The organism is Marinobacter sp. SS21, assembly GCF_028369065.1.
Taxonomy (GTDB): Bacteria; Pseudomonadota; Gammaproteobacteria; order Pseudomonadales; family Oleiphilaceae; genus Marinobacter.
Map to the genome: position 1 here is coordinate 209,524 of NZ_JAQNDA010000003.1, position 24,801 is coordinate 234,324.

Sequence of the window (24,801 nt, forward strand, 5' to 3'; positions counted from 1 at the left end):
CCCGCCTCAGCCATCGTCTGCCGGCGCTTCGGTGATCAAGCCCACACTGCTGGCGCCCGCTGCCTGCAGCTCCGCCATTAATCGAACCACCCGCCCATACTCAACGTGCTCATCGCCACGAACCAGGACTTGCCGATTGCTGCGCTCGGAAAGCACCTTGGCCACCTGATTTCGGACATCGGGCAACGACATCGGGTCACTGCCCTGATCACCGAGTTCCAGATAATAAGCGCCAGAGGCATCCACCGAAACGATGATGGACTCGACGTCTTTCTGGGCCTGAATCGGGTCCGCGACCGCCTCCGGCAACTCCACTTTTACCCCCTGAGTGAGCATGGGCGCGGTAACCATAAAGATCACCAGCAACACCAGCATCACGTCGATGTAGGGCACCACATTGATCTCCGACATCGGCTTGCGCCGCGCGGCGGGCATCATTCCCATGCCTTTCATGATCACACTCCCCCGTTTGCCGGATCAGGCTTTGACCGAGTTATCGCTGCTGTGAACCCGTCGGTGCAGGATACTTGAGAATTCCTCGGCGAAGGTTTCATAGTTTTTCAGCAGGGCGTCCGATTTGGCCGCAAATCGGTTGTAGGCGATGACCGCGGGAATGGCAGCAAACAAGCCCATAGCGGTCGCAATCAACGCTTCTGAAATGCCGGGGGCCACCGTCGCAAGGGTTGCCTGCTGAACCTGGGCGAGACCGCGAAAGGAGTTCATGATGCCCCACACGGTCCCAAACAAACCGACATAAGGACTGGTGGAACCCACGGTTGCCAGGAATGGCAGGTGCAGCTCCAACCGCTCCTGCTCACGGGAGAACGCTACCCGCATGGCACGCTGGGAGCCTTCCATCACCGCATCCGCATCCCGGCTTTGTTGGCGCAGGCGTGAAAACTCCTTGAACCCGGCTCGAAACACCGCTTCCATTCCAGAGAATGGCGTCGGGTTCGAGTTCACGTCCCGATACAACTGACCCAGATCCATGCCGGACCAAAACCGCTCTTCAAAGGCCAGTTGCGCTGTCCGGGCCTTATTGAACACCTGCAGACGCTGGTAGATGACCGCCCAGGAAACCACAGACGCGAGCATCAACATCAGCATGACCAATTGCACCAACGGTCCTGCATTGGCAATTAGCGACCATACAGAAAGTTCTGTCTCCACGTTGTACTCCTGGCTTATTCCGATTGAGAAATTGGATTGAAGTGATGCTGTAACAGCTTCGCCATAGTATCCGGTAGCCGTCGCGGCTTGCCGGTATCCAGCGCCACGCAGGCCACCCTAACCGTGGCTTCGGCCAGTTCGGTGCGATCCGCTCGTTTCAACACCCGTTGCCGAAAGTCCATCCAGACCCGGCCATGGGCAAGAGGCTCCGCGGTGACCAGCAGCTCGTCGTCCAACCGGGCAGGAAAGCCGTAATGAATCGATAACCGCTGCACTACGTAGCTGATGTTATCCCGCAGGCCCGCACGCAGGCCGACACCGTTACTGCGCACCCATTCGGTACGAGCCCGCTCCATGTAGTGCAGGTATTTGGCATGGAACACGATTCCGCCGGCATCGGTGTCCTCGATATACACCCGCAGCGGCAGCTCGAAGACGCCAAGGGATGGCTGCTGGTCAATCAATGAGATCCTCCTGCTGCGCACCCGGGGGCGTGACGCCAAAGTGTAGATAGGCGTTGGACGTTGCCATCCGGCCCCGTGGGGTTCGCACCATAAACCCCTGCTGGATCAAGAACGGCTCGATGACATCCTCGATGGTGCCCCGCTCTTCACTGATGGCCGCAGCCAGACTCTCCACGCCCACCGGACCACCATCGAATTTTTCAATCAACGCCAGCAACACTCGCCGATCCATGTGATCGAAGCCTTCGCTGTCCACTTTCAGGAGATTGAGGGCCGCATCAGAAACCTTGGCACTGATCTGACCGTCGTGGCGGACTTCGGCGAAATCACGGACACGGCGAAGCAGACGATTGGCGATCCTCGGTGTCCCACGGGACCGGCGCGCGATTTCAAACGCCCCCTGCTCATCGATCTGAACCCCTGATATGGCGGCAGATCGGCGAATAATTTGGGTGAGGTCCCGGGTGTTGTAGAACTCCAGCCGTTGGACGATGCCAAAACGGTCCCGCAACGGTGACGTCAACAGGCCTGCGCGGGTGGTGGCACCGACCAGTGTAAATGGAGGGAGATCCAGTTTGATGGAGCGTGCCGCCGGGCCCTCACCGATCATGATATCCAACTGGTAGTCTTCCATGGCGGGATAGAGCACTTCCTCCACCGCCGCGTTGAGCCGGTGGATCTCGTCGATGAACAGGACATCGCCCTCTTCGAGGTTGGTGAGCATGGCCGCCAGATCTCCGGCCTTCTCCAATACCGGCCCAGACGTGGTCTTGATCGCCACCCCCATTTCATTGGCGACGATATTGGCCAGGGTGGTCTTGCCCAAGCCTGGCGGGCCGAAGATCAGCACATGATCGAGCGCCTCGCGACGGGAGCGAGCCGCCGAGATGAAGATCTCCATCTGCTCACACACCGCCGGCTGGCCGACGTATTCGGACAGCAGTGTCGGACGGATAGCGCGGTCATGCACTTCCTCATGCGCACCGCTGTGCGCAGAAATCAGACGATCGGATTCAATCATGTACCTGCCTGTCATCCCTCGGGCGATCAGATCCGCGCAGCGCGCGGTCCGGCAAACGCCCGCTATTGTCCTCACGCATCGATATTGTCCTCACGCACCGACATTGTCCTCACGCACCGACATTGTCCTCACGCACCGACATTGTCGTGATGCACCGACATTGTACTGACGCGCCTGTGGCTGTCACGTTACGCGCATTTCAGGAACCCTGCTACTGACAAAGGCTTAAGTCCTTTCCAAGGTGCCGGTCAAGCCCCGGTGGGAATCATACTCTTGAGCGCCGACCGGATCAGGGCTTCCCGTGTCATGCCGTCCTGCGCCACTTTGCTGACCACCTTGGCGGCTTCTTGCGGCTTGTAGCCCAAGGCGATCAGGGCGGACTCCGCCTCGTCGGTGGCGCTTGGCTGCACAACGGCTCTGGCCTTCGTGTCGCTGAGCTGGGGTTCGGACACGCCAAACTGCCCTTCCAGCTGCCCAATTCGGTCCGTCATTTCAATCAGCAAGCGCTCGGCGGTTTTCTTGCCAACACCCGGCAGCTTGACCAACGCGTTGGCATCCTTGGCTTCCACGCAGCGAATAAACTGGTCGGCATCCAATCCGGAAAGGATCGCAAGGGCAAGTTTCGGCCCAACACCGTTTACCTTGATCAACAGACGGAACAGATCCCGGTCCACCCGAGCGGCAAAACCGTACAGGCTCTGGGCATCTTCGCGAACGGAAAAATGTGTATGGAGAGTCACTTCCCCGCCAGTCTCGGGAAGGTGAAAAAACGTTGTGTAGGGAATGTCCACTTCATACCCCAGCCCGGAACACTCTACCAGGGCCTGGGCCGGCGATTTGTCTACAAGCACGCCTCGGATTCGACCGATCAAGGGATGTCTCCTTTGGCTCATGGCCGGTTATTCTTGTCAGCGGATACGTCCGCCTCGCACTTTGCCGTGACCACCGGAGTCTGTCATTACTGCGCCAGTACCAACTCGCGCCATACTTTGGTTCATGTGAGCATGGCACAGCGCGATGGCCAGCGCATCGGCGGCATCGGCCTGGGGTTTTCGCGACAGTCCCAGCAATGCCTGCACCATGTGCTGCACCTGCGACTTATCCGCCCCGCCGTTACCAACCACCGCCTGCTTGACCTGGCGAGCCGAGTACTCATACACCGGCAGACCACTGTTGGCGGCACTAACGATCGCCGCGCCCCGGGCCTGACCCAGCTTGAGCGCGGAATCCGGATTCCGGGCCATGAACACCTGTTCGATGGCGAATTCCGCGGGGCGATACTCCCCAATCAGCGTGGCGAGACTGTGAAAGATCACCTGAAGGCGCTCTGCCAGCGGCTTGTCACCCAAGCGAATGCAGCCGCTGTCCAGATACTCCAAACGCCGCCCCTCGGTGCGGACGATACCGTATCCGGTGATGCGAGAGCCAGGGTCTACCCCCAGAATGATTGCCACCCGGCCTCCTGAGACTTCCGGTTAGCGGGATAAGCCGTCCCCGATATGACCGGAAACGGCCTCATTGGAATACCCCTTCCTCAGCCTTCCTTTACGCTGTCATCCGTTTCAGCTTCGGAAGCCTTAACCACCGGCTTGCGCAGGCGGATGTTGAGCTCCTTCAACTGCTGATCCTCGACCACACCCGGAGCCTGAGTCATCAGACAGGTAGCGCTCTGAGTTTTCGGGAAGGCGATGACGTCACGGATCGACGAAGCGCCGGTCATCAGCATGATCAGCCGATCCAAGCCAAACGCCAAGCCACCGTGGGGCGGGCAGCCGTATTTCAGGGCATCCAGCAGGAAGCCGAACTTGCTGCGAGACTCATCATGCTCGATGCCCAGTACGCCAAACACCGTTTCCTGCATGGTTTCGTCGTGGATACGAATCGAACCACCACCCAGTTCAGTGCCGTTCAGCACCATGTCATAGGCGCGGGACAACGCGGTCGCCGGAGCCTGGGTCAACTCTTCCGGCGTGCAGGAAGGCGCGGTGAACGGGTGGTGAATCGGCGTCAGTTGCCCGTCGCTGGTCTCCTCGAACATGGGGAAGTCGACCACCCACAGTGGTGCCCATTCGGAGGTCAGCATGTTGAGGTCATGGCCCACCTTGATCCGCAGCGCGCCCAGCGCCTCATCGACCACGTGGCGCCGGTCGGCACCGAAGAACACGATGTCGCCATCTTGAGCGGCTGACCGCTCAATGACTGCCATCGCCACCTCGTCACCCAGGAACTTGACGATGGGAGACTGCAAGCCTTCCGCGCCCTTGCTGAGGTCGTTGACCTTGATGTAGGCCAACCCTTTGGCACCGTAGATTCCGACGAACTTGGTGTATTCGTCGATCTGTTTCCGGGTCAGCTCACTGCCCTTGGGCACCCGCAACGCCGCCACTCGGCCTTTGGGGTCCTTGGCCGGTCCAGCAAAGACCTTGAAGTCTACGCCGGCCACCAGGTCTGCCACATCAATCAGCTCCAGCGGAATTCGCAGGTCCGGCTTATCGCTGCCGTAACGGCGCATGGCCTCCTCGTATGGCATGCGAGGGAATACAGGCAAGTCCACCTTAAGCACATCCTTGAACAGCTCGCGGATCATGGACTCAGTGATCCCCATCAGGTCTTCCTCGTTGACGAAGGAAGCCTCAATGTCGATCTGGGTAAACTCTGGCTGGCGGTCGGCCCGCAGGTCTTCGTCGCGGAAACACTTGGCAATCTGGTAGTAACGGTCCATGCCAGACACCATCAGCAGCTGCTTGAACAGCTGGGGAGACTGTGGCAAGGCAAAAAATGAACCATTATGAGTACGACTGGGCACCAGGTAGTCCCGCGCCCCCTCCGGTGTCGCTCGGGTCAGGATGGGGGTTTCGACATCCATGAACTCGTGACGATCGAGGAAGTTGCGGATATAACTGGTCACCTTGGAGCGGAGCCGCAAACGATTCAGCATTTCCGGACGACGCAGATCCACATAACGGTAGCGGAGACGAACATCCTCACCGACGTCAACGTGCTCGTCCAGAGGGAACGGAGGCGTTGCCGCAGCGTTCAGGATGGCCAGCTCACGACCAAGCACTTCCACCTGACCGGTAGGCATGTTGTCGTTTTCGGTGCCCGCCGGACGACGACGAACCCGACCGGTGACCTGAATCACGAACTCACTGCGGACCTTTTCGGCCAGCGCGAAGCTCTCTGGCGTATCCGGATCGAACACAACCTGGGAAATACCGTCCCGGTCCCGCAGATCAAGAAAAATAACGCCCCCGTGATCCCGGCGACGATGAACCCAGCCGCACAGGGTTACATCTTGATCAATATGAGACTCGTTGATTCCACCGCAATAATGACTGCGCATACCCATTCCCGTTATTTCTGTGTGTGCGAAAAAGTTTGGTTCAGCCCGCTGCTGACTCACTGCCTGATGACGATCCCTGATCGGCCAGATTCTTCTTGCTGCCGGTCTTGAAATCGGTTTCGTACCAACCGTTTCCGGCCAGACGGAAGCCCGCAGCAGAAATCCGCTTGCGGAACGCCGGCTCCTCACAAGTTGGGCAATCCTTGAGTGGCTCGGCACTCATTTTCTGGATGACGTCCTTCTCAAAACCACAGGCATCACATACATATTCATAGATCGGCATTTTCAAAACCCCACAACATAACCAACACTGGCACCCCCGCATACTTACGGGTCCCGCCCTGCTCATATCGTCGGGTACCGCCTTGAAACGTTGCGCACGGATGCGTCGCTCACTGACCAGGCGGCACTGGCGGACCCTACGTGAAAAGCGGGACATTATAAACACAATGCGGGCGAAAATCAGGCGCTCTTACGTACACCGAAGCAAAGATGACGACTCGGGGCCGGGCCGCTAGAATAGCTTGCTCCCATTACACTGACCGGAGTATCTGCGTGTCCTCCCGAGCCGAACAGAAACTGAAGACCCGCCGAGCCTTGATGGACGCCGCCCTGGCGCAACTGAGCGAGGAGCGCGGCTTTGGTAGTCTCAGCCTGAGGGAGGTTGCCCGGGAAGCCGGAATTGCCCCGACGTCTTTCTACCGCCACTTTTCCGAACTCGACGAACTGGGATTGGCACTGGTGGATGAAGGCGGGGTAGCCCTACGCCAGCTCATGCGCCAGGCCCGCAAGCGCATCGCCCGCAACGGCAGCGCCATCAGCACCTCGGTGGACACCTTCATGGAGTACCTGGTCAATAACGCCAACCTGTTCCGGCTGATGTTGCGGGAGCGCACCGGCGTTTCGAAACCGTTCCGGACCGCCATCAAGGCCGAAATCGATCATTTTGTCACCGAGCTGGCCGACGACCTCAGACGAATTACCGAGGAGCAGAATCAACCCTTGTCCGATGCACGCCTGGTGGCCGAAGCCATGGTCACCCTGGTATTCAACCAGGGTGCCGAGGCGCTGGATGCGTCCCCCAAGGATCGCGAGACCCTCAAGGAGAAGCTGAAGCTCGAGCTTCGGATGATCTTGCTTGGCTCACAGACTCTGGCCAAACTCGCCAAGGTTGAGGGTCGTCACTCGGACGCTACCTAGAGCCGCCTGAGCTCCGCCAGCACAGGCTCCAGATCCTGCAATCGTCGCTCCAACGCACGGGCCTCATAAGGCACCGCAGGCTGCTTGCCCCAGACTGGCGCCGGCCAGGCCGGATCGCCGACGTAGCGAACGATATGATGGAGGTGCAGTTGGGGCACCATGTTACCCAGCGCAGCAACATTGAGCTTGTCACCGCCGAAGACCCGCATCATCCCCTCGCCCAACGCCGACGACTCACGCCAAAGTTGTGCCTGATCGGCCGCCCCCAGTTCGTAGATCTCTCGAACCCCGAGCCGGCGGGGCACCAACAACACCCACGGCCAAGTCGCGTCGTTCATCAACCGGATGTCACACAGTGCGCTGGTGCCGAGTGTGATCGTGTCTGCACTCAGCTGCTCATGCAGGCGGAAATCTGCAGTCATGATTCAACCCGCATGAAACTGGTTGCGTCCGCGACCAATGGCGTAATACGCCAGGCCATGCCGGTCGAGCATCTCACTTTCGTAGAGGTTGCGGCCATCGAAAATGACCGGCTCACGCAGAGCCTCGGTAATGCCGGCAAAATCCGGAGAGCGAAACTCCTTCCACTCCGTGCAGATGACCAACACATCCGCACCCTTGAGCGCCTGTTCCTTGGTGCCACAAAGCGTCAAGCCGTCCTGATCACCATAGATTCGCTGGGTTTCCTTCATCGCTTCAGGATCGAACGCCTGCACTTGGGCACCGGCCTCCCATAACGACTCCATAAGCGTCCGGGACGAGGCCTCACGCATGTCGTCGGTATTGGGTTTGAATGACAACCCCCACAACGCCACGACCTTGCCCTGCAACTGGCCCTGGAAATAATGGCTGACCTTGTCAAACAGCACATGCTTCTGCGCATGGTTGACCGCCTCCACCGCATGCAGCAGGCGGGCATCGTAATCGCAACTACGAGCCGTCCGCGCTAGCGCCTGAACGTCCTTCGGAAAACAGGAGCCACCATAGCCACAGCCTGGGTAGATGAAATGGTAGCCAATTCGCGGATCGGACCCAATGCCACGACGGACCGCCTCGACATCCGCACCCAATCGCTCGGCCAGGTTGGCAATTTCGTTCATGAAACTGATCTTGGTCGCCAGCATGGCGTTCGCCGCGTATTTGGTCAGCTCAGCGGATCGTACGTCCATGAAAATCATTCGATCGTGGTTGCGGTTAAACGGGTAGTACACCTCCCGCAATAGGTCCTGGGCACGAGGGCTGTCCGTGCCGACCACAATGCGGTCAGGCTTCATGAAATCGTTGACGGCCGCACCTTCCTTGAGGAACTCGGGATTGGACACCACGTCAAATTCCAGCTCCAGGCCACGATGATCGAGTTCGGCACGGGCGGCGGCGCGGACCTTATCGGCCGTCCCCACCGGCACGGTGGACTTGTCGACAATCACCTTGTAATCCGTCATGTACTGGCCAATGGTACGAGCCACAGCCGTGACGTACTGCAAATCAGCGGATCCATCCTCATCCGGCGGCGTACCGACTGCGATGAACTGCAGCACACCGTGCTCGACCGCCTGCTCGGCGTTGGTGGTGAACGCCAGCCGACCCGCTTCGGCATTGTGCTTAACGATGGCGTCAAGACCTGGCTCGTAAATCGGAATCTGGCCTTGCAGGAGTTGGTCAATTTTACTTTGATCAACATCCATGCAGAGCACATCGTGACCGACATCGGCCAGACAGGCCCCAGTCACCAAACCCACGTAGCCCGTGCCGAAAATTGTAATCTTCATTTAGAGGTTCCCTGTTTCAATCAATACTGCAGGCAAGGTTAGCGAGACTCGCCAGACCGCCTTTCCTGCCATATCCGTTCCCAGTTAAGGGCAGTACTAACAATCACATCCAGGTTATCGTAATCCGGTTTCCAGCCGAGTTTTCCGGTGATGCGCTGGTTGTCGGCCATTAGCGCGGCGGGATCGCCGGCGCGACGGCCGGTTTCCGTGACCGCAAATTCCACCCCGGACTGTTCGCGCACCACATCGATCACTTCACGCACGGTAAAACCGCGGCCATAGCCACAGTTGAACACTTCGGATTCGCCACCGGAGGCCATGTAGTCAAGGGCCATCACATGGGCCTTGGCCAGATCCTCGACATGGATGTAATCGCGAATGCAGGTTCCGTCCCGGGTATCGTAATCGGTGCCGAACACGCTCATTCCATCACGAGTTCCGGTGACACACTCACAGGCCACCTTGATCAGATGGGTTGCCTCGGGTGTCGCCTGCCCCAACAACCCTTCCGGATTGGCGCCAGCCACGTTGAAGTACCGAAGGATCACATAGTTGAGAGCGGAGGAGGCGGCGAGATCCATGATCATCCGCTCGCTCATCATCTTCGACGCCCCATAGGGATTGATGGGCGCCAGCGGCAAATCCTCGGTCAGCACTGTCTGTGCCGGCATGCCATAGACCGCAGCTGTGGACGAGAACACCAGATAAGGAACCCGGTGCCGTTCGACGGCCTTCAGCAGATTCAGGGTATTACGCGTATTGTTACTGTAGTATTTCAGAGGGTTGGCGACAGATTCGGGCACCACGATGTTGGCCGCAAAATGCAGCACTGCCTCGAAGTCGTGGGCCCGGAATACCGCCTCAATGGCAGCGTCGTCTGCCAAATCCCCCACCACCAGCTCTCCGTAAGTTACCGCCCAGCGATACCCGGTGGAGAGATTATCGAACACCACGATGTCATGCCCGGCCTCACCAAGTTGCCGGACCACGTGGCTACCAATATAGCCCGCGCCGCCAGTTACCAGAACTTTCATAGTGCGCTTCACTCCTTCCCTGATTGTTGCCGGCGCCGCTGACGGATCATTGCACGACGCTGGGCGAAAAAACCGCTGATGAGTTGACTGCAGGCGGTAGCAAGCACCCCTTCGTTCGCTTCCACCCGCCAATTGAGCGAGGGCTCATCCAGGGTTTGCCGAGTCGAGACGATGGCGCCCGCCTTGGGTTCCCGGGCACCGAACACTACCCTTGAAACCCGGCTGTGAACGATGGCCCCCACGCACATGGTGCAAGGCTCCAAGGTGACGTACAGCGTCGCCCCTGACAAGCGGTAGTTGCCCGTCCGCTTGGCCGCGTCCCGAAGCGCACAGATCTCGGCGTGGGCGGTAGGGTCGCAGCCGCTGATGGGCGAATTCGCGCCAGCGCCTATTTCACGACCATCCCGCACCAGCACGGCGCCCACCGGCACCTCGCCCCGGCTCGCCGCCGCTTGGGCCAGCTCCAGGGCGCGGCCCATCCACAGTTCATCTTCCGGCACGGACGTTTCCAGCGTTACTCCCACTCTATGGTGGCGGGCGGCTTGGACGAAATGTCGTAGGTCACCCGAGACACGCCGGAAATTTCGTTAATGATGCGATTGGAGACTGTCTCCAACAGCTCATACGGCAGGTGCGCCCAACGCGCGGTCATGAAGTCGACCGTTTCCACCGCCCTGAGGGCAATCACGTACTCGTAACGACGGGCATCGCCCACCACGCCCACAGACTTGACCGGCAGGAACACCGCAAACGCCTGGCTGGTCTTGTGATAGAAATCGGCCCGGTGCAGTTCTTCCAGGAAAATGGCGTCTGCCCGACGCAGGATGTCCGCATACGCCTTCTTGACTTCGCCCAGAATACGCACGCCAAGCCCCGGCCCCGGGAAGGGATGACGGTAGACCATGTCGTACGGCAGCCCCAGCTCCAGGCCGATTTTGCGTACTTCGTCTTTAAACAGTTCCCGCAGTGGCTCCACGAGCTTGAGCTTCATGGTTTCCGGCAATCCGCCCACATTATGGTGGGACTTGATGACGTGAGCTTTACCGGTTTTCGAGGCGGCGGATTCGATAACGTCAGGATAGATGGTGCCCTGGGCCAGCCAGTTGACGTCGGTGATGCGGGCGGCTTCTTCGTCGAACACCTCGATGAAGGTATTGCCGATAATCTTGCGCTTCTGCTCGGGATCGGCCTCACCCGTCAGGCGGGACAGGAACAGCTCCTCGGCATCCGCCTTAATGACCTTGACGCCCATATTGCGGGCAAACATGTCCATCACCTGCTCACCTTCGTTGAGGCGTAGCAGCCCATTGTCGACGAACACGCAGGTGAGCTGATCACCGATGGCCTTGTGCAGCAGGGCGGCTGTCACCGACGAATCAACCCCACCGGACAGACCGAGCAGCACTTTATCCGTTCCGACCTGCTCCTGGATCTGGCGCACCGCATCATCCACGATCTTCGCAGGCGTCCACAGGGCCTCACAGCCACAGATAGTCAGCGCGAAATGCTCCAGCATCCGCTTGCCCTGCAGGGTGTGGGTGACTTCGGGATGGAATTGAACACCGAACAGGTTACGCTTGAGATCCTGCATCGCGGCGACCGGGGCGCTTTCGGTGGAGGCAAGCAGCTCAAAGCCCTCTGGCAACGTCACCACCTTGTCACCGTGGCTCATCCAGACATCCAGCAGAGCTTCACCGGTGGCGGTGAGGTGATCCTTGATGTCCTGGAGCAAGGGCCCCTCGGCGCGAACCTTGACCTGGGCATAGCCGAACTCACGCTTGTCGGAGCTGGCAACCTTGCCGCCAAGTTGCTCGGCCATGGTCTGCATGCCGTAACAGATACCCAGCACCGGAATGCCCCATTCGAACAACCCCTGCGGCGCTCTGGGGCCGCCCAATTGGGTTACGGATTCAGGACCACCGGCCAAAATGATGCCCTTGGGCCTGAACTCGTCGATTTCGTCCTTGGTGATATCAAACGCGCGGATTTCACAATACACCCCAATCTCGCGCACGCGGCGAGCAATCAGCTGAGTGTATTGGGAGCCAAAATCAAGAATCAGGATGCGGTGGTCGTGAATGTTCTGAACCATGAGTTCCTCAAATCAGAAGTAATGGATCCGGGACAGGACTGACCCGGATCAGAAACAGCGGGGATTAACCGACGCGGTAGTTAGGCGCTTCCTTGGTAATGGTCACATCATGCACGTGGCTCTCTGTCATGCCCGCATTGGTAATCCGTACGAACTGAGGCTTGGTGCGCATGTCTTCCATGGTCGCGCTGCCGGTGTAGCCCATGGACGCCCGCAGACCACCCATCAACTGATGCACGATGTTGCGCATCGGGCCCTTGCAGGCAACCCGACCTTCAATGCCTTCCGGCACCAGCTTCTCAACACCTTCGCTGGCATCCTGGAAATAGCGGTCGCTGGAACCCTGCCCCATGGCACCCAACGAGCCCATACCCCGATACGCCTTGTAGCTTCGTCCCTGAAAAAGCTCCACTTCACCCGGAGCCTCATCGGTACCGGCCAGCAGTCCGCCCACCATGACACAGTACGCACCCGCCGCAATCGCCTTGGAGATATCGCCAGAGAACCGGATGCCGCCATCGGCAATCAGCGGGACCCCACGATCCTTCAGTGCCGCGGCCACGTTGGACACCGCGGTGATTTGGGGCACACCGATACCCGCTACAATCCGCGTGGTGCAAATGGAGCCGGGTCCAATGCCCACCTTGACTGCATCGGCGCCGGCATCGGCCAGTGCCTGGGCGGCTTCGGCCGTCGCTATGTTGCCGCCGATAACCTGCACCTGAGGATAGGTTTCCTTGACCCAGCGAACCCGCTCAATGACGCCACGGGAGTGGCCGTGAGCGGTATCCACCACGATAACGTCGACACCGGCCTCGACCAGGGCAGCAACCCGGGCATCGGTATCCCCTCCGGTACCGACAGCCGCGCCCACCCGCAAACGCCCTTGTTCATCCTTGCAGGCAAGCGGGTAATCCTTGGCCTTCTGGATGTCTTTGACGGTAATCAGGCCACGCAGTTCAAAGCTGTCGTTCACCACCAGAACCTTCTCGATACGGTTCTTGTGCAGCAATTCTTTGACGTCCTCCAGATCGGCGCCTTCCTGAACGGTGACCAGCTTTTCCTTCGGCGTCATGATTTCGGAGACCGGGGTATCCAGCCGACTCTCGAAGCGAATGTCGCGTCCGGTCACAATGCCCACCAGATCCCGACCATCAACCACCGGCAGGCCGGAAATGTTATTGGCCATGGTAATGTCCACCAGCTCACGTACCGTGGTGCTGGGAGTCACGGTGATGGGGTCTTTGACCACACCGCTCTCAAACTTTTTCACCTTGCGAACTGCGGCTGCCTGTTGCTCAACGGACATGTTCTTGTGCATGATACCGATACCGCCTTCCTGAGCCATGGCAATCGCCAGCTCGGCGTCAGTAACCGTATCCATGGCAGCGGAAACCAGCGGGATATTCAGGGTGATCTCTTTGGTCAGCCGAGTTTGCAGGCTGACATCTTTGGGCAGAACTTCGGAGTGTCCGGGGATGAGCAGGACATCATCAAACGTGAGGGCTTCTTCGGCAATTCGCAGCATTGGGACCCGCCTTTTGAACGTGCTAAGTTGAGGATTTGCCACCGGTTCAGCTATAGACAGACCGGTTTTGATTCGAAAGCAAGATCCTTAATCGGACTATTATAAAACCGTGCGCACGGACAGTAAACTGCACACATCTGAACTCTGCATTGCATCTTTTTGAATTTCCGTTACTTTTACCCCGGCTTTTTTTCGGAATTCACGTATAAAAATTCACACAAGTATCAGGATTGCATGGACAATTTCGTCACGCCCAGCCGCCCAAGAGCGCTGACCGTCAGTGAACTCAATCATCAGGTTCGCCACCTGCTCGAAACCAGTTTCATGCAAGCCTGGATCGAAGGCGAGCTGTCCAGCTTCTCCCGGCCGTCCTCCGGCCACTGGTACTTCACCCTCAAAGACAGCAAGTGCCAGGTGCGTTGCGCAATGTTCCGCGGCTATAACCAGAGGGTCCGCACCCTGCCAAAGGAGGGCGACCAGGTACGCATCCGTGGCAAAGTGAGCCTGTACGAGAACCGGGGCGATTATCAGATCATTGTTGAGCAATTGGAGCCGGCCGGATTGGGTGCGCTGCAACAGGCCTTTGAAGCCCTGAAGCAAAAGCTCGGGAGCGAGGGCCTGTTCGATATCGCCAACAAGCGCCCCATTCCGTTCCCGCCCAGGCACATTGGCGTGATCACCTCGCCTACCGGCGCCGCCATCCATGACATTCTGACGGTACTGGCCCGCCGCTGCCCGGCCGTCCCCGTCACCCTCTATCCGACTGCCGTGCAGGGCCCGGCGGCCGCCGGCGACATTGTCCAGGCCATTGAGGCGGCGCAACGGCACAACCAAGCGGACGTGCTGATCATCGGCCGTGGCGGCGGCTCGCTGGAAGACCTGTGGAGTTTTAATGAAGAACGGGTGGCGAGAGCGATTGCCCAGTGCCGCATTCCGACGGTCAGCGCAGTGGGCCATGAAGTGGATGTGACCATTGCGGATTTCGTCGCCGACCTGCGTGCGCCCACACCGTCAGCCGCTGCCGAAAAAGTATCGCCGGACCAGCTGGAATGGTTGCGTCGTCTGGACGAACTGCAGCTCCGCCTGCACCACGCCGCGATCAGACATACCCGACGGCAGCGGACGGCGCTTGACCACCTCTCCGCCCGCCTGAGGGATCCTCGCCGGGAGTTACTGGAAAAAGGCCAGCGGTTAGATGACCTGGAGCTGCGCCTGCGCACCGCCATCACACAGCGTACCGAGGCAGCATCAACCCGAGCGGACCATCTGGCCAGCCGACTTCAGCAGCAGTCACCACGCCGATCACTGAACCAGCACAGCACCCTTGTCCTGCAATTACAGCAACGACTGCAGCAAGGCATTGCCAAGCGCATGCAACACCATCGAGACCAACTGAACCACCTGGGACAAACGCTACACGTCGTTAGCCCCCTGGCTACCCTGGGCCGAGGTTATGCGATTGTCCAGGACAGCAACCGGAACATCGTACGGCGCGCCAACGAACTCGCCACCGGCGACACCATCACCGCCCGACTGGCCGATGGAACCCTGCAGGCAAAGATCACCGGCACCACCGACTAAGCGCCCCCCGCCTCAACGCCGCCCCCACTCTGCCATACGCAGGCCCAGACCAGTCCCACAACAGCCTTAGCCAATGGTCTAGTGGTGTGAATCAATGAAGCGCCTACAGTCTGGTAGTGGGTTCTGCACAGACTCCCTGACAACAACAACCACAATAGTTATCGGGAACCAGGTGAGCTTATGATCTACCATTCTGAGTTCAAGCGATCGATTGAACGACCCAAGGAATTTTGGCGCCAGCAGGCCAAACTGATTGATTGGATGCAGTTTCCCGAAACCATTTGGGAAGCCAATGACAACGGACATGGGCGCTGGTTTCCCGATGGTGTACTCAACAGCTCCGATCTTGCACTGGACGCCAACCTACGCGCCGGCCGGGGAAGTCAGACCGCGCTGATTTACGACTCGCCGGTCACCAACTGCCAGCAGTCCTACACCTTCCAGCAACTTACAGAGGAAGTGGCGGTATTTGCCGGGGCCCTGAACCGTCAAGGCATCGCCAAGGGCGACCGGGTGCTCATCTACATGCCCATGATCCCCCAGGCGGTTATCGCCATGTTGGCCTGCGCTCGCATTGGCGCAATCCATTCGGTGGTGTTTGGTGGCTTTGCCCCCCATGAAGTCGCCGTCCGCATCGACGATGCCCAACCTAAAGCCATCGTCACCGCCTCGTGCGGCATCGAGACAGACAAGGTGCTGCCCTACAAGCCTTTGGTGGACAGCGCCATCGACCAGGCGTGCCACAAGCCAGCATGCTGCATCGTTTTTCAACGTCCCCAGGCCCGTGCGGAGCTGAAGCCTGACCGTGACCTCGACTGGAATGAATTGGTGGCCAATGCGGAACCGCTGGCACCGGTACCGGTCCAGGCCACTGACCCCCTTTACATCCTGTACACCTCTGGAACAACGGGCAAACCCAAAGGCGTGGTTAGAGACAATGGCGGTCACGCGGTCGCGATGCGCTACAGCATGTCCATGGTATACGACGCCAAACCCGGCGATGTGTTCTGGGCGGCATCCGACGTGGGCTGGGTGGTTGGCCACAGCTATATCGTATATGCCCCCCTCATCTCCGGGTGCACCACCGTGCTTTACGAAGGCAAGCCGGTGCGTACGCCGGATGCCGGCGCCTTCTGGCGCGTCTGCCAGGACCATGGCGTTAACCTGCTGTTCACAGCACCCACCGCCTTCCGGGCCGTACGCAAGGAAGACCCAGAGGCCGACCTGCTCAGGAAGTACAACATCAGCTCCCTGCGGCGAATCTTCCTGGCAGGGGAACGATTGGACCCGCCGACTTACGAGTGGCTCAGCGAACAAACCCACCTCCCGATTTTGGATCACTGGTGGCAGACCGAAACAGGTTGGGCGATTTGCTGCAACCCGGTTGGCCTGGAAATGGTTACCCCCAAACCCGGGTCTGCCACCTTTCCTACGCCGGGTTTCGATGTCCAGATCCTCGATTCGCAAGGCCATGTAGCAGATACCGGAGTACAGGGCCAGGTGGCAATCAGGCTCCCGCTGCCCCCGGGATGCCTCACCACCATCTGGGGGGACGACGATCGTTTTCAGAACACCTACCTCGCCCCCATACCGGGCTATTACAGCTCTGGCGATGGCGGCTATGTCGACGATGAAGGCTATGTCTTTATCATGGGCCGCACCGACGACGTCATTAATGTGGCCGGCCACCGCTTATCAACCGGTGAGATGGAAGAGATCCTGGCGTCCCACCCCGCCGTTGCCGAATGTTGTGTCGTTGGCGCCCATGACAATCTCAAAGGCCAAGTGCCGATAGGTCTGGTCCTGGTCAAGGACGGTGCCACTATTGCCCACGACGAACTGGAAGACGAGTTGGTGGAAATGGTACGCGAACGCATTGGCGCCATCGCGTGCCTAAAACAGGCGATGGTGGTGGAAAGGCTGCCCAAGACCCGCTCAGGCAAGATCCTCCGGCGGGTGATTCGCCAGATCGCCGATGGCGAGGAGTACACCATTCCAAGCACCATCGATGATCCCGCAATCCTTGAGGAGATCCGGCAACAGTTCAGCTAACGGAAGCTTGATCACAGTCGCAACAGGCAGCCGAATCATCCGTACCGGGGTGGCAACACTCCGGTGACAAGGCGTTGTTTTTTATCTGTAAAAATAACCGAATTGGTTAAAAAAAAGGCGTTGACGCCCCCCAATCTCGGTCTATACTGAATTTGCTGTGAAAAGACAGCGGTATTTGGTGAAAGCGTTACAACGTCCTGCTCGCAAGCGATTCGTTGCTCCTTCCTCGGTACGCTCTGGTTTTCTCAGCATCGCATATTCCGTAAGGAATATTGGACGGTCCCGTGAGGGCATACATTTCGGATACACAGGAAAGATCGATGTCTGATACAAAAACTGGCCACGTCAAGTGGTTCAACGAAGCCAAGGGTTTCGGTTTCATTGCTCAGGAAGGCGGTAGTGACGTGTTCGTTCATTACAGCGCAATCAACTCAAGCGGGTTCCGCACTCTGGCCGAAGGTCAGCAGGTGCAGTTCACCGTGACACAGGGACCCAAAGGTCCTCAGGCGGAAAACGTAACCCCTGTTTAAGGTTATGCGCAGTTTTCTGCCCCATGCCCCTCACGGGTAATGGCCACTAAAAAAGCCGGCAACTGCCGGCTTTTTTAGTGGGAGGATTCCAGTGGGAAGGATCAAGCAGTGCCGACCGTCTCCCGCACCGGGCGTTCCGCCCCTGCAGCCAGCAGCCGGGAGACGGCGGACAGCAGTGCCTGAATGGTTGCCGAGGTGGTGTCCTCCGCCAGCGCGGCAGCGCTGCCAGCATTGCCTTCCAGCGCCACCCTGATGCAGGCCAGCGCATTCGCGGACGTCCCCTCACCGAGGGCAAACTCATCATAGGCTTCCACAGCAATCGCAATTCCAAAGCGATGCTCCAAGGCCGAAGCAACTGCCTCCACCGCACCTTGGGCGCGCCCCTTCAGCAGATGGGTTTCAACGCCCTCGCCACCGACCTGCACCTGAGCCACCACGCCGTCGCTGTCACGATGGAGGTCGTAGGACTGCAGCTCCCAGCCTGGGACCAGCCCGAGGTAATGCTCATCAAACAGCCGCCGAATGGACAGCGAGTCGATTTCGCCCCCGTTCACCTCCGCTGCCTTCTGCACCAACTTGCTGAATTCAATCTGCAACCAACGCGGCAGGGTAATGTCATAATCACGCTCCAGCACATAGGCCACCCCGCCTTTACCGGATTGGCTGTTGATCCGCACGACTTCCTCGTAGCGACGACCCACGTCACCAGGATCGATCGGGAGATAGGCTACGTTCCAGGCCTCACCCTCGCACCTGCGGGCCAGACACTTCTTGATCGCATCCTGATGGCTGCCGGAAAACGCGGTAAACACCAGCTCCCCAGCGTAGGGATGGCGTGGATGGGTGGCAATTTCAGTACACGCCTCAACCACTTCGGTAATCTCTGCCATGCCGGAAAGATCCAGCTGGGGATCCACACCCTGGGAGTACAGGTTCATGGCCATCGTAATGAGATCCATATTGCCGGTGCGCTCGCCATTGCCCATCAAGGTGCCTTCGACTCGATCGGCCCCCGCCATCACCGCCAATTCAGCGGCTGCCACCGCGCACCCCCTATCGTTGTGGGTGTGAACGCTGACCCGCAGGTGTTGCCGGTACTGGATGCGATCGCACACCCACTCAATCTGGTCCGCAAACACGTTCGGCGTTGCCATCTCGACGGTGGCGGGCAGATTGATAATGACCGGCTGCCCCTGATCCGGGCGCCATACCGCCGTCACGGCATCAATCACCTCAACGGCAAAATCCAGTTCCGTGCCGGTGAAGCTCTCCGGCGAATACTGGAAGGTCCAACGGGTGTCCGGCCGGGCCGCAGCGCCCTGTTTTACCCAGCTAGCCCCCTGCACCGCAATGTCCCGGATACCGTCACGATCGAGGCCGAACACCTGCTCACGCTGCACCGTGGAGGTCGAGTTATACACGTGGACAATCGCCCGCTGTGCGCCATCAAGCGCCTCAAATGTTCGTGCGATCAGCTCCTCGCGAGCCTGGGTGAGCACCTGGATGGTGACATCCTCCGGAATCCGGTTTTCCTCAATGAGTTTCCGGCAAAAATCGAAATCAGGCTGGCTGGCCGCGGGAAAACCAATTTCAATCTCCTTGAACCCCAGCCGAACCAACAGATCGAACAACCGCTGTTTCTGATTCACCGTCATCGGCTTCACCAGCGCCTGATTGCCGTCTCGCAGATCCACGGCACACCAGGACGGTGCCTGCTCGATAACCTGATTGGGCCAGCGCCGATCGGTTTTTCTCACCGGCTGAAAAGCAACGTATTTCCTGTGATCAAAAGGCATCGGTCAAATTCCTTGTGGGCTGTGGTTTCACAATACGGATCAGGTTACCCAGCTTTTGCTGAAATTTGCGTGCTTTCTTTTGTGGATCTTCGGGCCATTGCGAAATATTATTGCTTAAAATAAAGCTGCGGCGACACTTCCTGACATGAAAGATAAAAAACTCATCGAAATCGACCGGACGGACCGAAAAATCCTGGAACACATTCAAAGCGATGACTCGCTGACCAACCAGGAACTGGCGGACAAGGTGGGACTGTCCCCCTCCCCCTGTTTGCGTCGGGTGAGAGCGCTGGAGGATGCAGGCATCATCGTCAAGCGGGTGGCGGTGTTAGACCACAAGAAACTGGGGCTCTCGTTGACGGCGATCATTCTGATCGGCATGGACCGCCATACACCTGAGCGGTTTGCTGCATTCGAGGAACAGGTTGCGGAGTACCCGGAAGTGCAGGAGTGCTATCTGATTACGGGCCAGGACGCAGACTACATGCTGAAGGTAGTGGTACCGGACATGGACCACTACCATCACTTTCTGTTGAATCGAATTACCCGCATCCAGGGCGTCAGCGGCGTGCATTCCAGCTTTGTGCTGCGGCGGGTGATCGATAGCACCGCCCTGCCCCTGGGCTACCTGTCCCTGGAGGGGCGTAACGGTTAATGGGCGCCAGTGGCCAGCTGCAACATGTAAGCCCGAGCCATCGACTTGATTTCCTCCACCAGGTTATCGGCTTCATCTTCCGGCAAAGTCACGGCCAGCCTCAGCATGGTGCCGGTAGCCCGGGGTAATAGCAGACTGGCACTCCAACGCCTGGCATCGGGCAGATCGGGAAACTCCTGCTTGAGCCGTTCGTCCAGGTCCCGGGCATTGGTGTACAGTTCCCTGAGATCGAGCTCACGGAGTTCCGGCATGGATTCGACACCGCTCCAGATGGCAGAGTAAGCGGGTTCATTCCGGTAGAAATCGTAATACAGGTCGACAAGCACATCGACGGCGTCTTCAACGGCCGTTTCCGCCAGCCGATCACGCATCTCCTGCTCCATACGCGCAACATGGGTCTCGGCAATCGCCTGGACGATCGCGGCCTTGTTCGGAAAGTAGCGGTAGAGCGACGCCAGGGACATGTCGGATTTGCGCGCGATTGCAGACATGCTGGTGCCGTCGACGCCTACGTCATTGAAGATGTCCGCTGCGTGCTTCAAGATGCTATTGACCCTCTCACGACTGCGGGCTTGCACGGGAGTACGTCGGGGTTTTACATCGATATTATCGTCGGTCATGCTAAACCTGTTTAAAATTACGTGGCCGGTAGCGCGTAACTGCCTGTCACATGCGCTACCAATTGTTCGTCTCCTTCTCCTCCTGAGAGTAGCCTAACTTCGCAAAATGCGAGACGTCGGCCCAACCGCAGAACAATCGCCTGGGCTTTCAGATCACACGGCGCCGGCTTCTGCAGGAAATTGATCGAAAGGTTACTGGTTACCGCCATTTCCACCTTGCCCAAAGAGGCCAAAACTGCGGCATACATGGACGCATCGGCCAAAGCCATCTGAACCGGACCGGAAATTGTCCCACCCGGCCTGATGAATCGCTCGGTAAAAGTGATCCGTGTGTGGGCGTAGCCCTGGCCAACCTCATCGACTTTAAAACCCAAATCGTCCGCCATCGGGACGCCGGCCCGAATCAGTTCCTCGACTTCGGCTGCCGTCAGACTCATACGCTCCCCTCAAATCTGTACCTTGATACCCAGGCTCCGTACAATAACCCCCGCGAAACCACAAATAAAGCAGCTCAGGCCGGAGAGCCGATCAGGCCCGATCCGGCGCGGGCACCATTTTCACCGTTTAATTGCTTACGGAAGACACGATGCGAGCAAGCCGCTACCTCATTGCCACCTTGAAAGAAACCCCGGCAGATGCCGAAGTCATCAGCCATCAGTTGATGCTGCGGGCCGGCCTGACCCGCAAACTGGCGGCGGGATTGTACACCTGGCTGCCCATGGGCCTTCGGGTGCTGCGCAAGGTGGAGCGCATTGTTCGTGAGGAGATGGACAAGAGCGGCGCTCAAGAAGTTTTGATGCCGGCGGTGCAACCCGCTGAGCTGTGGCAGGAGTCCGGCCGTTGGGAGCAGTACGGCGGTGAATTGTTGCGGCTCAACGATCGCCACGGCCGTGATTTCTGCTTTGGCCCAACCCACGAGGAAGTCATTACCGATCTCATCCGCAATGAGATCAAAAGCTACAAGGAATTGCCGGCCAACTTCTATCAGATCCAGACCAAATTCCGTGACGAACGCCGTCCCCGCTTTGGCATCATGCGTGCCCGGGAATTCCTGATGAAGGACGCCTACTCGTTCCATCTCGACAAGGCCTCCCTGGACGAAACCTACAAACTGATGCACCAGACCTACTGCGCCATCTTCGACCGCCTGGGCCTGGACTATCGACCAGTGCAGGCTGATTCAGGCTCAATCGGCGGCAGCTCTTCCCACGAATTCCACGTCCTGGCCTCTTCCGGCGAAGACGACATTGTATTCAGTAGCGACAGTGATTACGCGGCCAACATCGAGAAAGCCGAAGCCGTCGCACCCGCTGGCTCCCGGCCCGCACCGAGCCAGGATATGGCGGAGGTGGCCACGCCCGAGCAGCGGACCATTGACGCCGTCGCAGAGTTCCTCAAGCTAGACTCGCGACAGACCGTAAAAACCCTGTTGGTCAAGGCCGAACCCGAAGAGCCGGACACCGACGGCGGGCTGGTGGCGCTGGTTCTCAGGGGCGACCACAGCCTCAACGAGATCAAGGCGGAAAACCTGGCCGGTGTTGCCTCTCCGCTCACCATGGCAACCGACGAAGAGATCGAGCAAGTCGTGGGTTGCAAGCCGGGCTCTATCGGCCCCGTAGGCTTGGCGGTTCCGGTCATCGTTGACCGCAGCGCGGCCCACCTGGCGGACTTTGTCTGCGGTGCAAACAAGGAGGGCTACCACCTGACTGGGGTGAACTGGGAACGTGATGTCCCCCTGCCCCGCGTCGAAGATCTGCGTAAGGTGGTCGAGGGCGATGCCAGCCCGGATGGCCAAGGCACGCTGGAGATTCGTCGCGGTATCGAAGTCGGGCACATCTTCAAGCTGGGCAACAAATACAGCCAGGCCATGAACGCCACCGTTCTGGATGAGAATGGCAAGACCGCCATCGTTGAAATGGGCTGTTACGGGATCGGCGTCTCCCGGATCGTCGCCGCCTCCATTGAACAGAACCACGACGACAAGGGCATCATTTGGCCAGACGCCATAGCACCGTTCGAGGTGGCGATCGTCACCCTGAACGCGCACAAATCTCCCGCCGTGATGGAAGCCGCCGAAATCCTGTACACCCAATTGCGTCAGGCCGGCTACGACGTACTGCTGGATGATCGCAATGAACGCCCCGGCGTGAAATTCGCGGACATGGAGCTGATCGGCATCCCCCATCGTTTCGTGGTATCCGACCGAGGGCTCACCGCAGGAACCCTGGAATACAAGGGACGGCGTGACGCCGACCGTCAGGACATCCCGCTTGAGCAAGCGCTGCCTTTCATCGTCAACGCCTCGCCCAGACCGGGCCTGTAACTTCAGGCTCGTCCATACCGCAAGCCCGGAATCGCCGCTGTCCGGTTCCGGGCTTGCAGTTTGTCTGCGCAAGCTACGTCAGATTCTGATCAGTCAGAGCCCGAGCCCGGCCGGCACGACCCGGGGCTCCATTTCCAGCTCGACGCCAAATCTCGCCTGCACATCATCACGGATTCGCCGCGCCAAGGCTAAGATGTCTGCCCCTGTGCCCCCGTTGTGGTTGATCAGCACCAGCGCCTGTCGGTTATGCACTCCAACCTTGTCTTCGCGATAGCCTTTCCAGCCACATTGATCGATCAGCCAGGCGGCGGCGAGCTTGACGCTGTGATCGGCGGGGTAAGCCACCATATCGGGATGATCGGCACGGAGCTGTTCCCAGGTATCCTGCGGCACGATGGCATTCTTGAAAAAACTGCCGACATTGGGCAACTGTGCGGGATCAGGGAGTTTGCGGCGGCGGATGGCCATCACCCCCTGCGCCACGTCCGCCGGAGTTAGAGCACGAGCGGGCTCCCGCCCGGAAAAATACTGCTGCAAATCGCCATAACCGAGCGCCAGCGAGCGTGTTCTGGACAACTGCATCGCGATCTCCAGAATGATGTAGCGACCGGGCTGGCGCTTGAACAGACTGTCCCGATAGGCAAATTCGCAGGCTTCATTGGATAGCTTCACTATATCCTGCGATTCGCTATCGAGCGCCGTGACACTGACCAGGGTGTCGCTCAACTCGACGCCATAGGCCCCGATATTCTGAATCGGAGCGGCACCGGCGGTGCCCGGAATCAGCGCCAGATTTTCAATGCCCCGGTATCCGGCTGCGGCGGCATAAAGCACCGCCTCATGCCAGCACTCACCGGCACCAAGCACAAGCGTGGCCTCGCCATTTGCCGCATTTGCCCAATGACAACCAGCGATGGCCATGTGGATGACCAGGGCATCCACATCGTCGGCAAAGACCAAATTGCTGCCGCCGCCCAGAATCAGCGTTTCCAGGCCACGCTCGTCCGCCCAGGCCAGGGCCTGCCGCAGCTGTTCCACCGAGGTGACGTTGGTGTAATACCGCGCCATCACCTCAACCCGCAGCGTGTTCCTGGGCATCAGGCTGACCGACTCTTGCACGACCAGACCGCTTTTCACGCCTGCTTCTCCCTAATGGTGGCAATGAGGCCCTGACTGGCCGACTCGATCAGGTCCAACACCCGCTCAAATCCCTGGACACCACCGAAGTACGGGTCTGGGACTTCCAACGATCCACTGGTATTGGCGAATTCGAGGAACAGCCTGGGCTCGGTACCACCGTCACGATGCCACAGGTCTTTGACGTCGGCCAGATTCTGACGGTCCATCACCAGAATGTAATCGAATTGCGTCAGATCGTTCGGCTGGAACTGGCGGGCACGCAGATGGCTGATGTCGATGCCCCGACGACGCGCCGCCTCGATTGCGCGGCTATCCGGTGCCTTACCCACATGCCAGGAACCGGTGCCACAGGAATCCACCTCGATAAGGGTCTGCATTCCCGCAGCATCCACCGCTTGCTGAAACACACCTTCAGCAGTCGGCGACCGGCAAATATTGCCCAGGCAGACAAACAGAACTCGCACCTTGTCAGACATCGCCGTA

Annotated in this window: 25 protein-coding genes; 6 read left to right on the plus strand and 19 right to left on the minus strand. The window is 59.0% G+C overall.

What is annotated here, in order from left to right; translation table 11 throughout:
* Positions 1-6 precede the first annotated feature (6 nt).
* The 8 genes from tolR to N6L25_RS05425 form a co-directional block, all read right to left on the minus strand.
* Positions 7-453: a protein TolR gene (tolR, locus tag N6L25_RS05390; protein WP_271978688.1), complete on the minus strand. Its 447-nt coding sequence runs from the start codon at positions 451-453 to the stop codon at positions 7-9.
* Between the two features lie 24 nt (positions 454-477).
* Entirely contained in the window at positions 478-1,170 is a 693-nt protein-coding gene (gene tolQ, locus N6L25_RS05395; RefSeq protein ID WP_271978690.1) for a protein TolQ, read from the minus strand.
* Positions 1,171-1,184: 14 nt separating this feature from the next.
* Entirely contained in the window at positions 1,185-1,631 is a 447-nt protein-coding gene (locus tag N6L25_RS05400) for a YbgC/FadM family acyl-CoA thioesterase (protein WP_442915214.1), read from the minus strand.
* On the minus strand, positions 1,627-2,655 hold the full coding sequence (gene ruvB, locus N6L25_RS05405; RefSeq protein WP_271978694.1) for a Holliday junction branch migration DNA helicase RuvB: 1,029 nt from the start codon (positions 2,653-2,655) through the stop codon (positions 1,627-1,629). Before ruvB ends, N6L25_RS05400 begins: the two co-directional genes overlap by 5 nt.
* Positions 2,656-2,903: 248 nt before the next feature.
* On the minus strand, positions 2,904-3,527 hold the full coding sequence (gene ruvA / locus N6L25_RS05410; RefSeq protein ID WP_271978697.1) for a Holliday junction branch migration protein RuvA: 624 nt from the start codon (positions 3,525-3,527) through the stop codon (positions 2,904-2,906).
* 36 nt (positions 3,528-3,563) lie between these two features.
* Positions 3,564-4,109 (minus strand): crossover junction endodeoxyribonuclease RuvC, encoded by a 546-nt coding sequence (gene ruvC, locus N6L25_RS05415; protein WP_271978699.1) that lies wholly within the window; start codon positions 4,107-4,109, stop codon positions 3,564-3,566.
* Between the two features lie 80 nt (positions 4,110-4,189).
* Positions 4,190-5,998, minus strand: a complete 1,809-nt coding sequence (gene aspS, locus N6L25_RS05420; protein ID WP_271978701.1) for an aspartate--tRNA ligase — start codon at positions 5,996-5,998, stop codon at positions 4,190-4,192.
* 40 nt (positions 5,999-6,038) lie between these two features.
* On the minus strand, positions 6,039-6,281 hold the full coding sequence (locus N6L25_RS05425; RefSeq protein WP_271978949.1) for an FmdB family zinc ribbon protein: 243 nt from the start codon (positions 6,279-6,281) through the stop codon (positions 6,039-6,041).
* A gap of 272 nt (positions 6,282-6,553) precedes the next feature.
* On the opposite strand from N6L25_RS05425, the gene fabR reads away from it, so the two are divergent.
* Positions 6,554-7,198, plus strand: a complete 645-nt coding sequence (gene fabR / locus N6L25_RS05430) for an HTH-type transcriptional repressor FabR (protein ID WP_271978703.1) — start codon at positions 6,554-6,556, stop codon at positions 7,196-7,198.
* On the opposite strand, the gene N6L25_RS05435 is transcribed toward fabR, so the two are convergent.
* From N6L25_RS05435 to guaB, 6 genes are all read right to left on the minus strand, one after another.
* Positions 7,195-7,620 (minus strand): HIT domain-containing protein, encoded by a 426-nt coding sequence (locus N6L25_RS05435; RefSeq protein ID WP_271978705.1) that lies wholly within the window; start codon positions 7,618-7,620, stop codon positions 7,195-7,197. The genes fabR and N6L25_RS05435 overlap by 4 nt on opposite strands.
* A gap of 3 nt (positions 7,621-7,623) precedes the next feature.
* Positions 7,624-8,967 (minus strand): UDP-glucose dehydrogenase family protein, encoded by a 1,344-nt coding sequence (locus N6L25_RS05440; RefSeq protein WP_271978707.1) that lies wholly within the window; start codon positions 8,965-8,967, stop codon positions 7,624-7,626.
* A 38-nt stretch (positions 8,968-9,005) separates the two neighbouring features.
* A complete protein-coding gene (gene galE, locus N6L25_RS05445) occupies positions 9,006-10,001 on the minus strand; it encodes a UDP-glucose 4-epimerase GalE (protein ID WP_271978709.1) in 996 nt (331 codons plus the stop codon).
* Between the two features lie 8 nt (positions 10,002-10,009).
* Positions 10,010-10,501 (minus strand): tRNA adenosine(34) deaminase TadA, encoded by a 492-nt coding sequence (gene tadA / locus N6L25_RS05450; protein WP_442915207.1) that lies wholly within the window; start codon positions 10,499-10,501, stop codon positions 10,010-10,012.
* 14 nt (positions 10,502-10,515) lie between these two features.
* Positions 10,516-12,093, minus strand: a complete 1,578-nt coding sequence (gene guaA, locus N6L25_RS05455) for a glutamine-hydrolyzing GMP synthase (protein WP_271978711.1) — start codon at positions 12,091-12,093, stop codon at positions 10,516-10,518.
* A gap of 64 nt (positions 12,094-12,157) precedes the next feature.
* Positions 12,158-13,621 (minus strand): IMP dehydrogenase, encoded by a 1,464-nt coding sequence (gene guaB, locus N6L25_RS05460; RefSeq protein WP_271978714.1) that lies wholly within the window; start codon positions 13,619-13,621, stop codon positions 12,158-12,160.
* A 234-nt stretch (positions 13,622-13,855) separates the two neighbouring features.
* Here guaB and xseA point away from each other — a divergent pair, with 234 nt between their 5' ends.
* The 3 genes from xseA (at position 13,856) to N6L25_RS05475 (ending at position 17,784) form a co-directional block, all read left to right on the plus strand.
* Complete coding sequence (xseA, locus tag N6L25_RS05465) at positions 13,856-15,202, plus strand: exodeoxyribonuclease VII large subunit (protein ID WP_271978716.1); 1,347 nt, start codon at positions 13,856-13,858, stop codon at positions 15,200-15,202.
* Between the two features lie 180 nt (positions 15,203-15,382).
* Positions 15,383-17,254 (plus strand): propionyl-CoA synthetase, encoded by a 1,872-nt coding sequence (locus N6L25_RS05470; protein ID WP_271978718.1) that lies wholly within the window; start codon positions 15,383-15,385, stop codon positions 17,252-17,254.
* A gap of 320 nt (positions 17,255-17,574) precedes the next feature.
* Positions 17,575-17,784, plus strand: a complete 210-nt coding sequence (locus N6L25_RS05475; protein ID WP_271978720.1) for a cold-shock protein — start codon at positions 17,575-17,577, stop codon at positions 17,782-17,784.
* Between the two features lie 101 nt (positions 17,785-17,885).
* Here N6L25_RS05475 and N6L25_RS05480 read toward each other — a convergent pair whose 3' ends face one another.
* Positions 17,886-19,580 carry a 2-isopropylmalate synthase gene (locus N6L25_RS05480; protein WP_271978722.1) on the minus strand — a complete coding sequence of 565 codons (1,695 nt, stop codon included), beginning with the start codon at positions 19,578-19,580 and terminating at the stop codon, positions 17,886-17,888.
* Between the two features lie 145 nt (positions 19,581-19,725).
* Here N6L25_RS05480 and N6L25_RS05485 point away from each other — a divergent pair, with 145 nt between their 5' ends.
* The gene (locus N6L25_RS05485; protein ID WP_271978724.1) at positions 19,726-20,235 is read left to right on the plus strand and encodes an Lrp/AsnC family transcriptional regulator; all 510 of its coding nucleotides are present in this window, start codon (positions 19,726-19,728) and stop codon (positions 20,233-20,235) included.
* Here the strand turns inward: N6L25_RS05485 and N6L25_RS05490 are convergent.
* Both N6L25_RS05490 and N6L25_RS05495 read right to left on the minus strand, forming a co-directional pair.
* A complete protein-coding gene (locus tag N6L25_RS05490) occupies positions 20,232-20,855 on the minus strand; it encodes a TetR/AcrR family transcriptional regulator (RefSeq protein WP_271978726.1) in 624 nt (207 codons plus the stop codon). The two genes, N6L25_RS05485 and N6L25_RS05490, sit on opposite strands and share 4 nt — an antisense overlap.
* A 17-nt stretch (positions 20,856-20,872) precedes the next feature.
* Entirely contained in the window at positions 20,873-21,286 is a 414-nt protein-coding gene (locus tag N6L25_RS05495; protein WP_271978951.1) for a PaaI family thioesterase, read from the minus strand.
* 155 nt (positions 21,287-21,441) lie between these two features.
* Here N6L25_RS05495 and N6L25_RS05500 point away from each other — a divergent pair, with 155 nt between their 5' ends.
* Positions 21,442-23,178, plus strand: a complete 1,737-nt coding sequence (locus N6L25_RS05500) for a proline--tRNA ligase (RefSeq protein WP_271978728.1) — start codon at positions 21,442-21,444, stop codon at positions 23,176-23,178.
* 93 nt (positions 23,179-23,271) lie between these two features.
* Here N6L25_RS05500 and murB read toward each other — a convergent pair whose 3' ends face one another.
* Both murB and N6L25_RS05510 read right to left on the minus strand, forming a co-directional pair.
* The gene (murB, locus tag N6L25_RS05505; protein WP_271978730.1) at positions 23,272-24,315 is read right to left on the minus strand and encodes a UDP-N-acetylmuramate dehydrogenase; all 1,044 of its coding nucleotides are present in this window, start codon (positions 24,313-24,315) and stop codon (positions 23,272-23,274) included.
* On the minus strand, positions 24,312-24,794 hold the full coding sequence (locus N6L25_RS05510) for a low molecular weight protein-tyrosine-phosphatase (protein ID WP_271978732.1): 483 nt from the start codon (positions 24,792-24,794) through the stop codon (positions 24,312-24,314). Before N6L25_RS05510 ends, murB begins: the two co-directional genes overlap by 4 nt.
* Between the last annotated feature and the right edge of the window lie 7 nt (positions 24,795-24,801).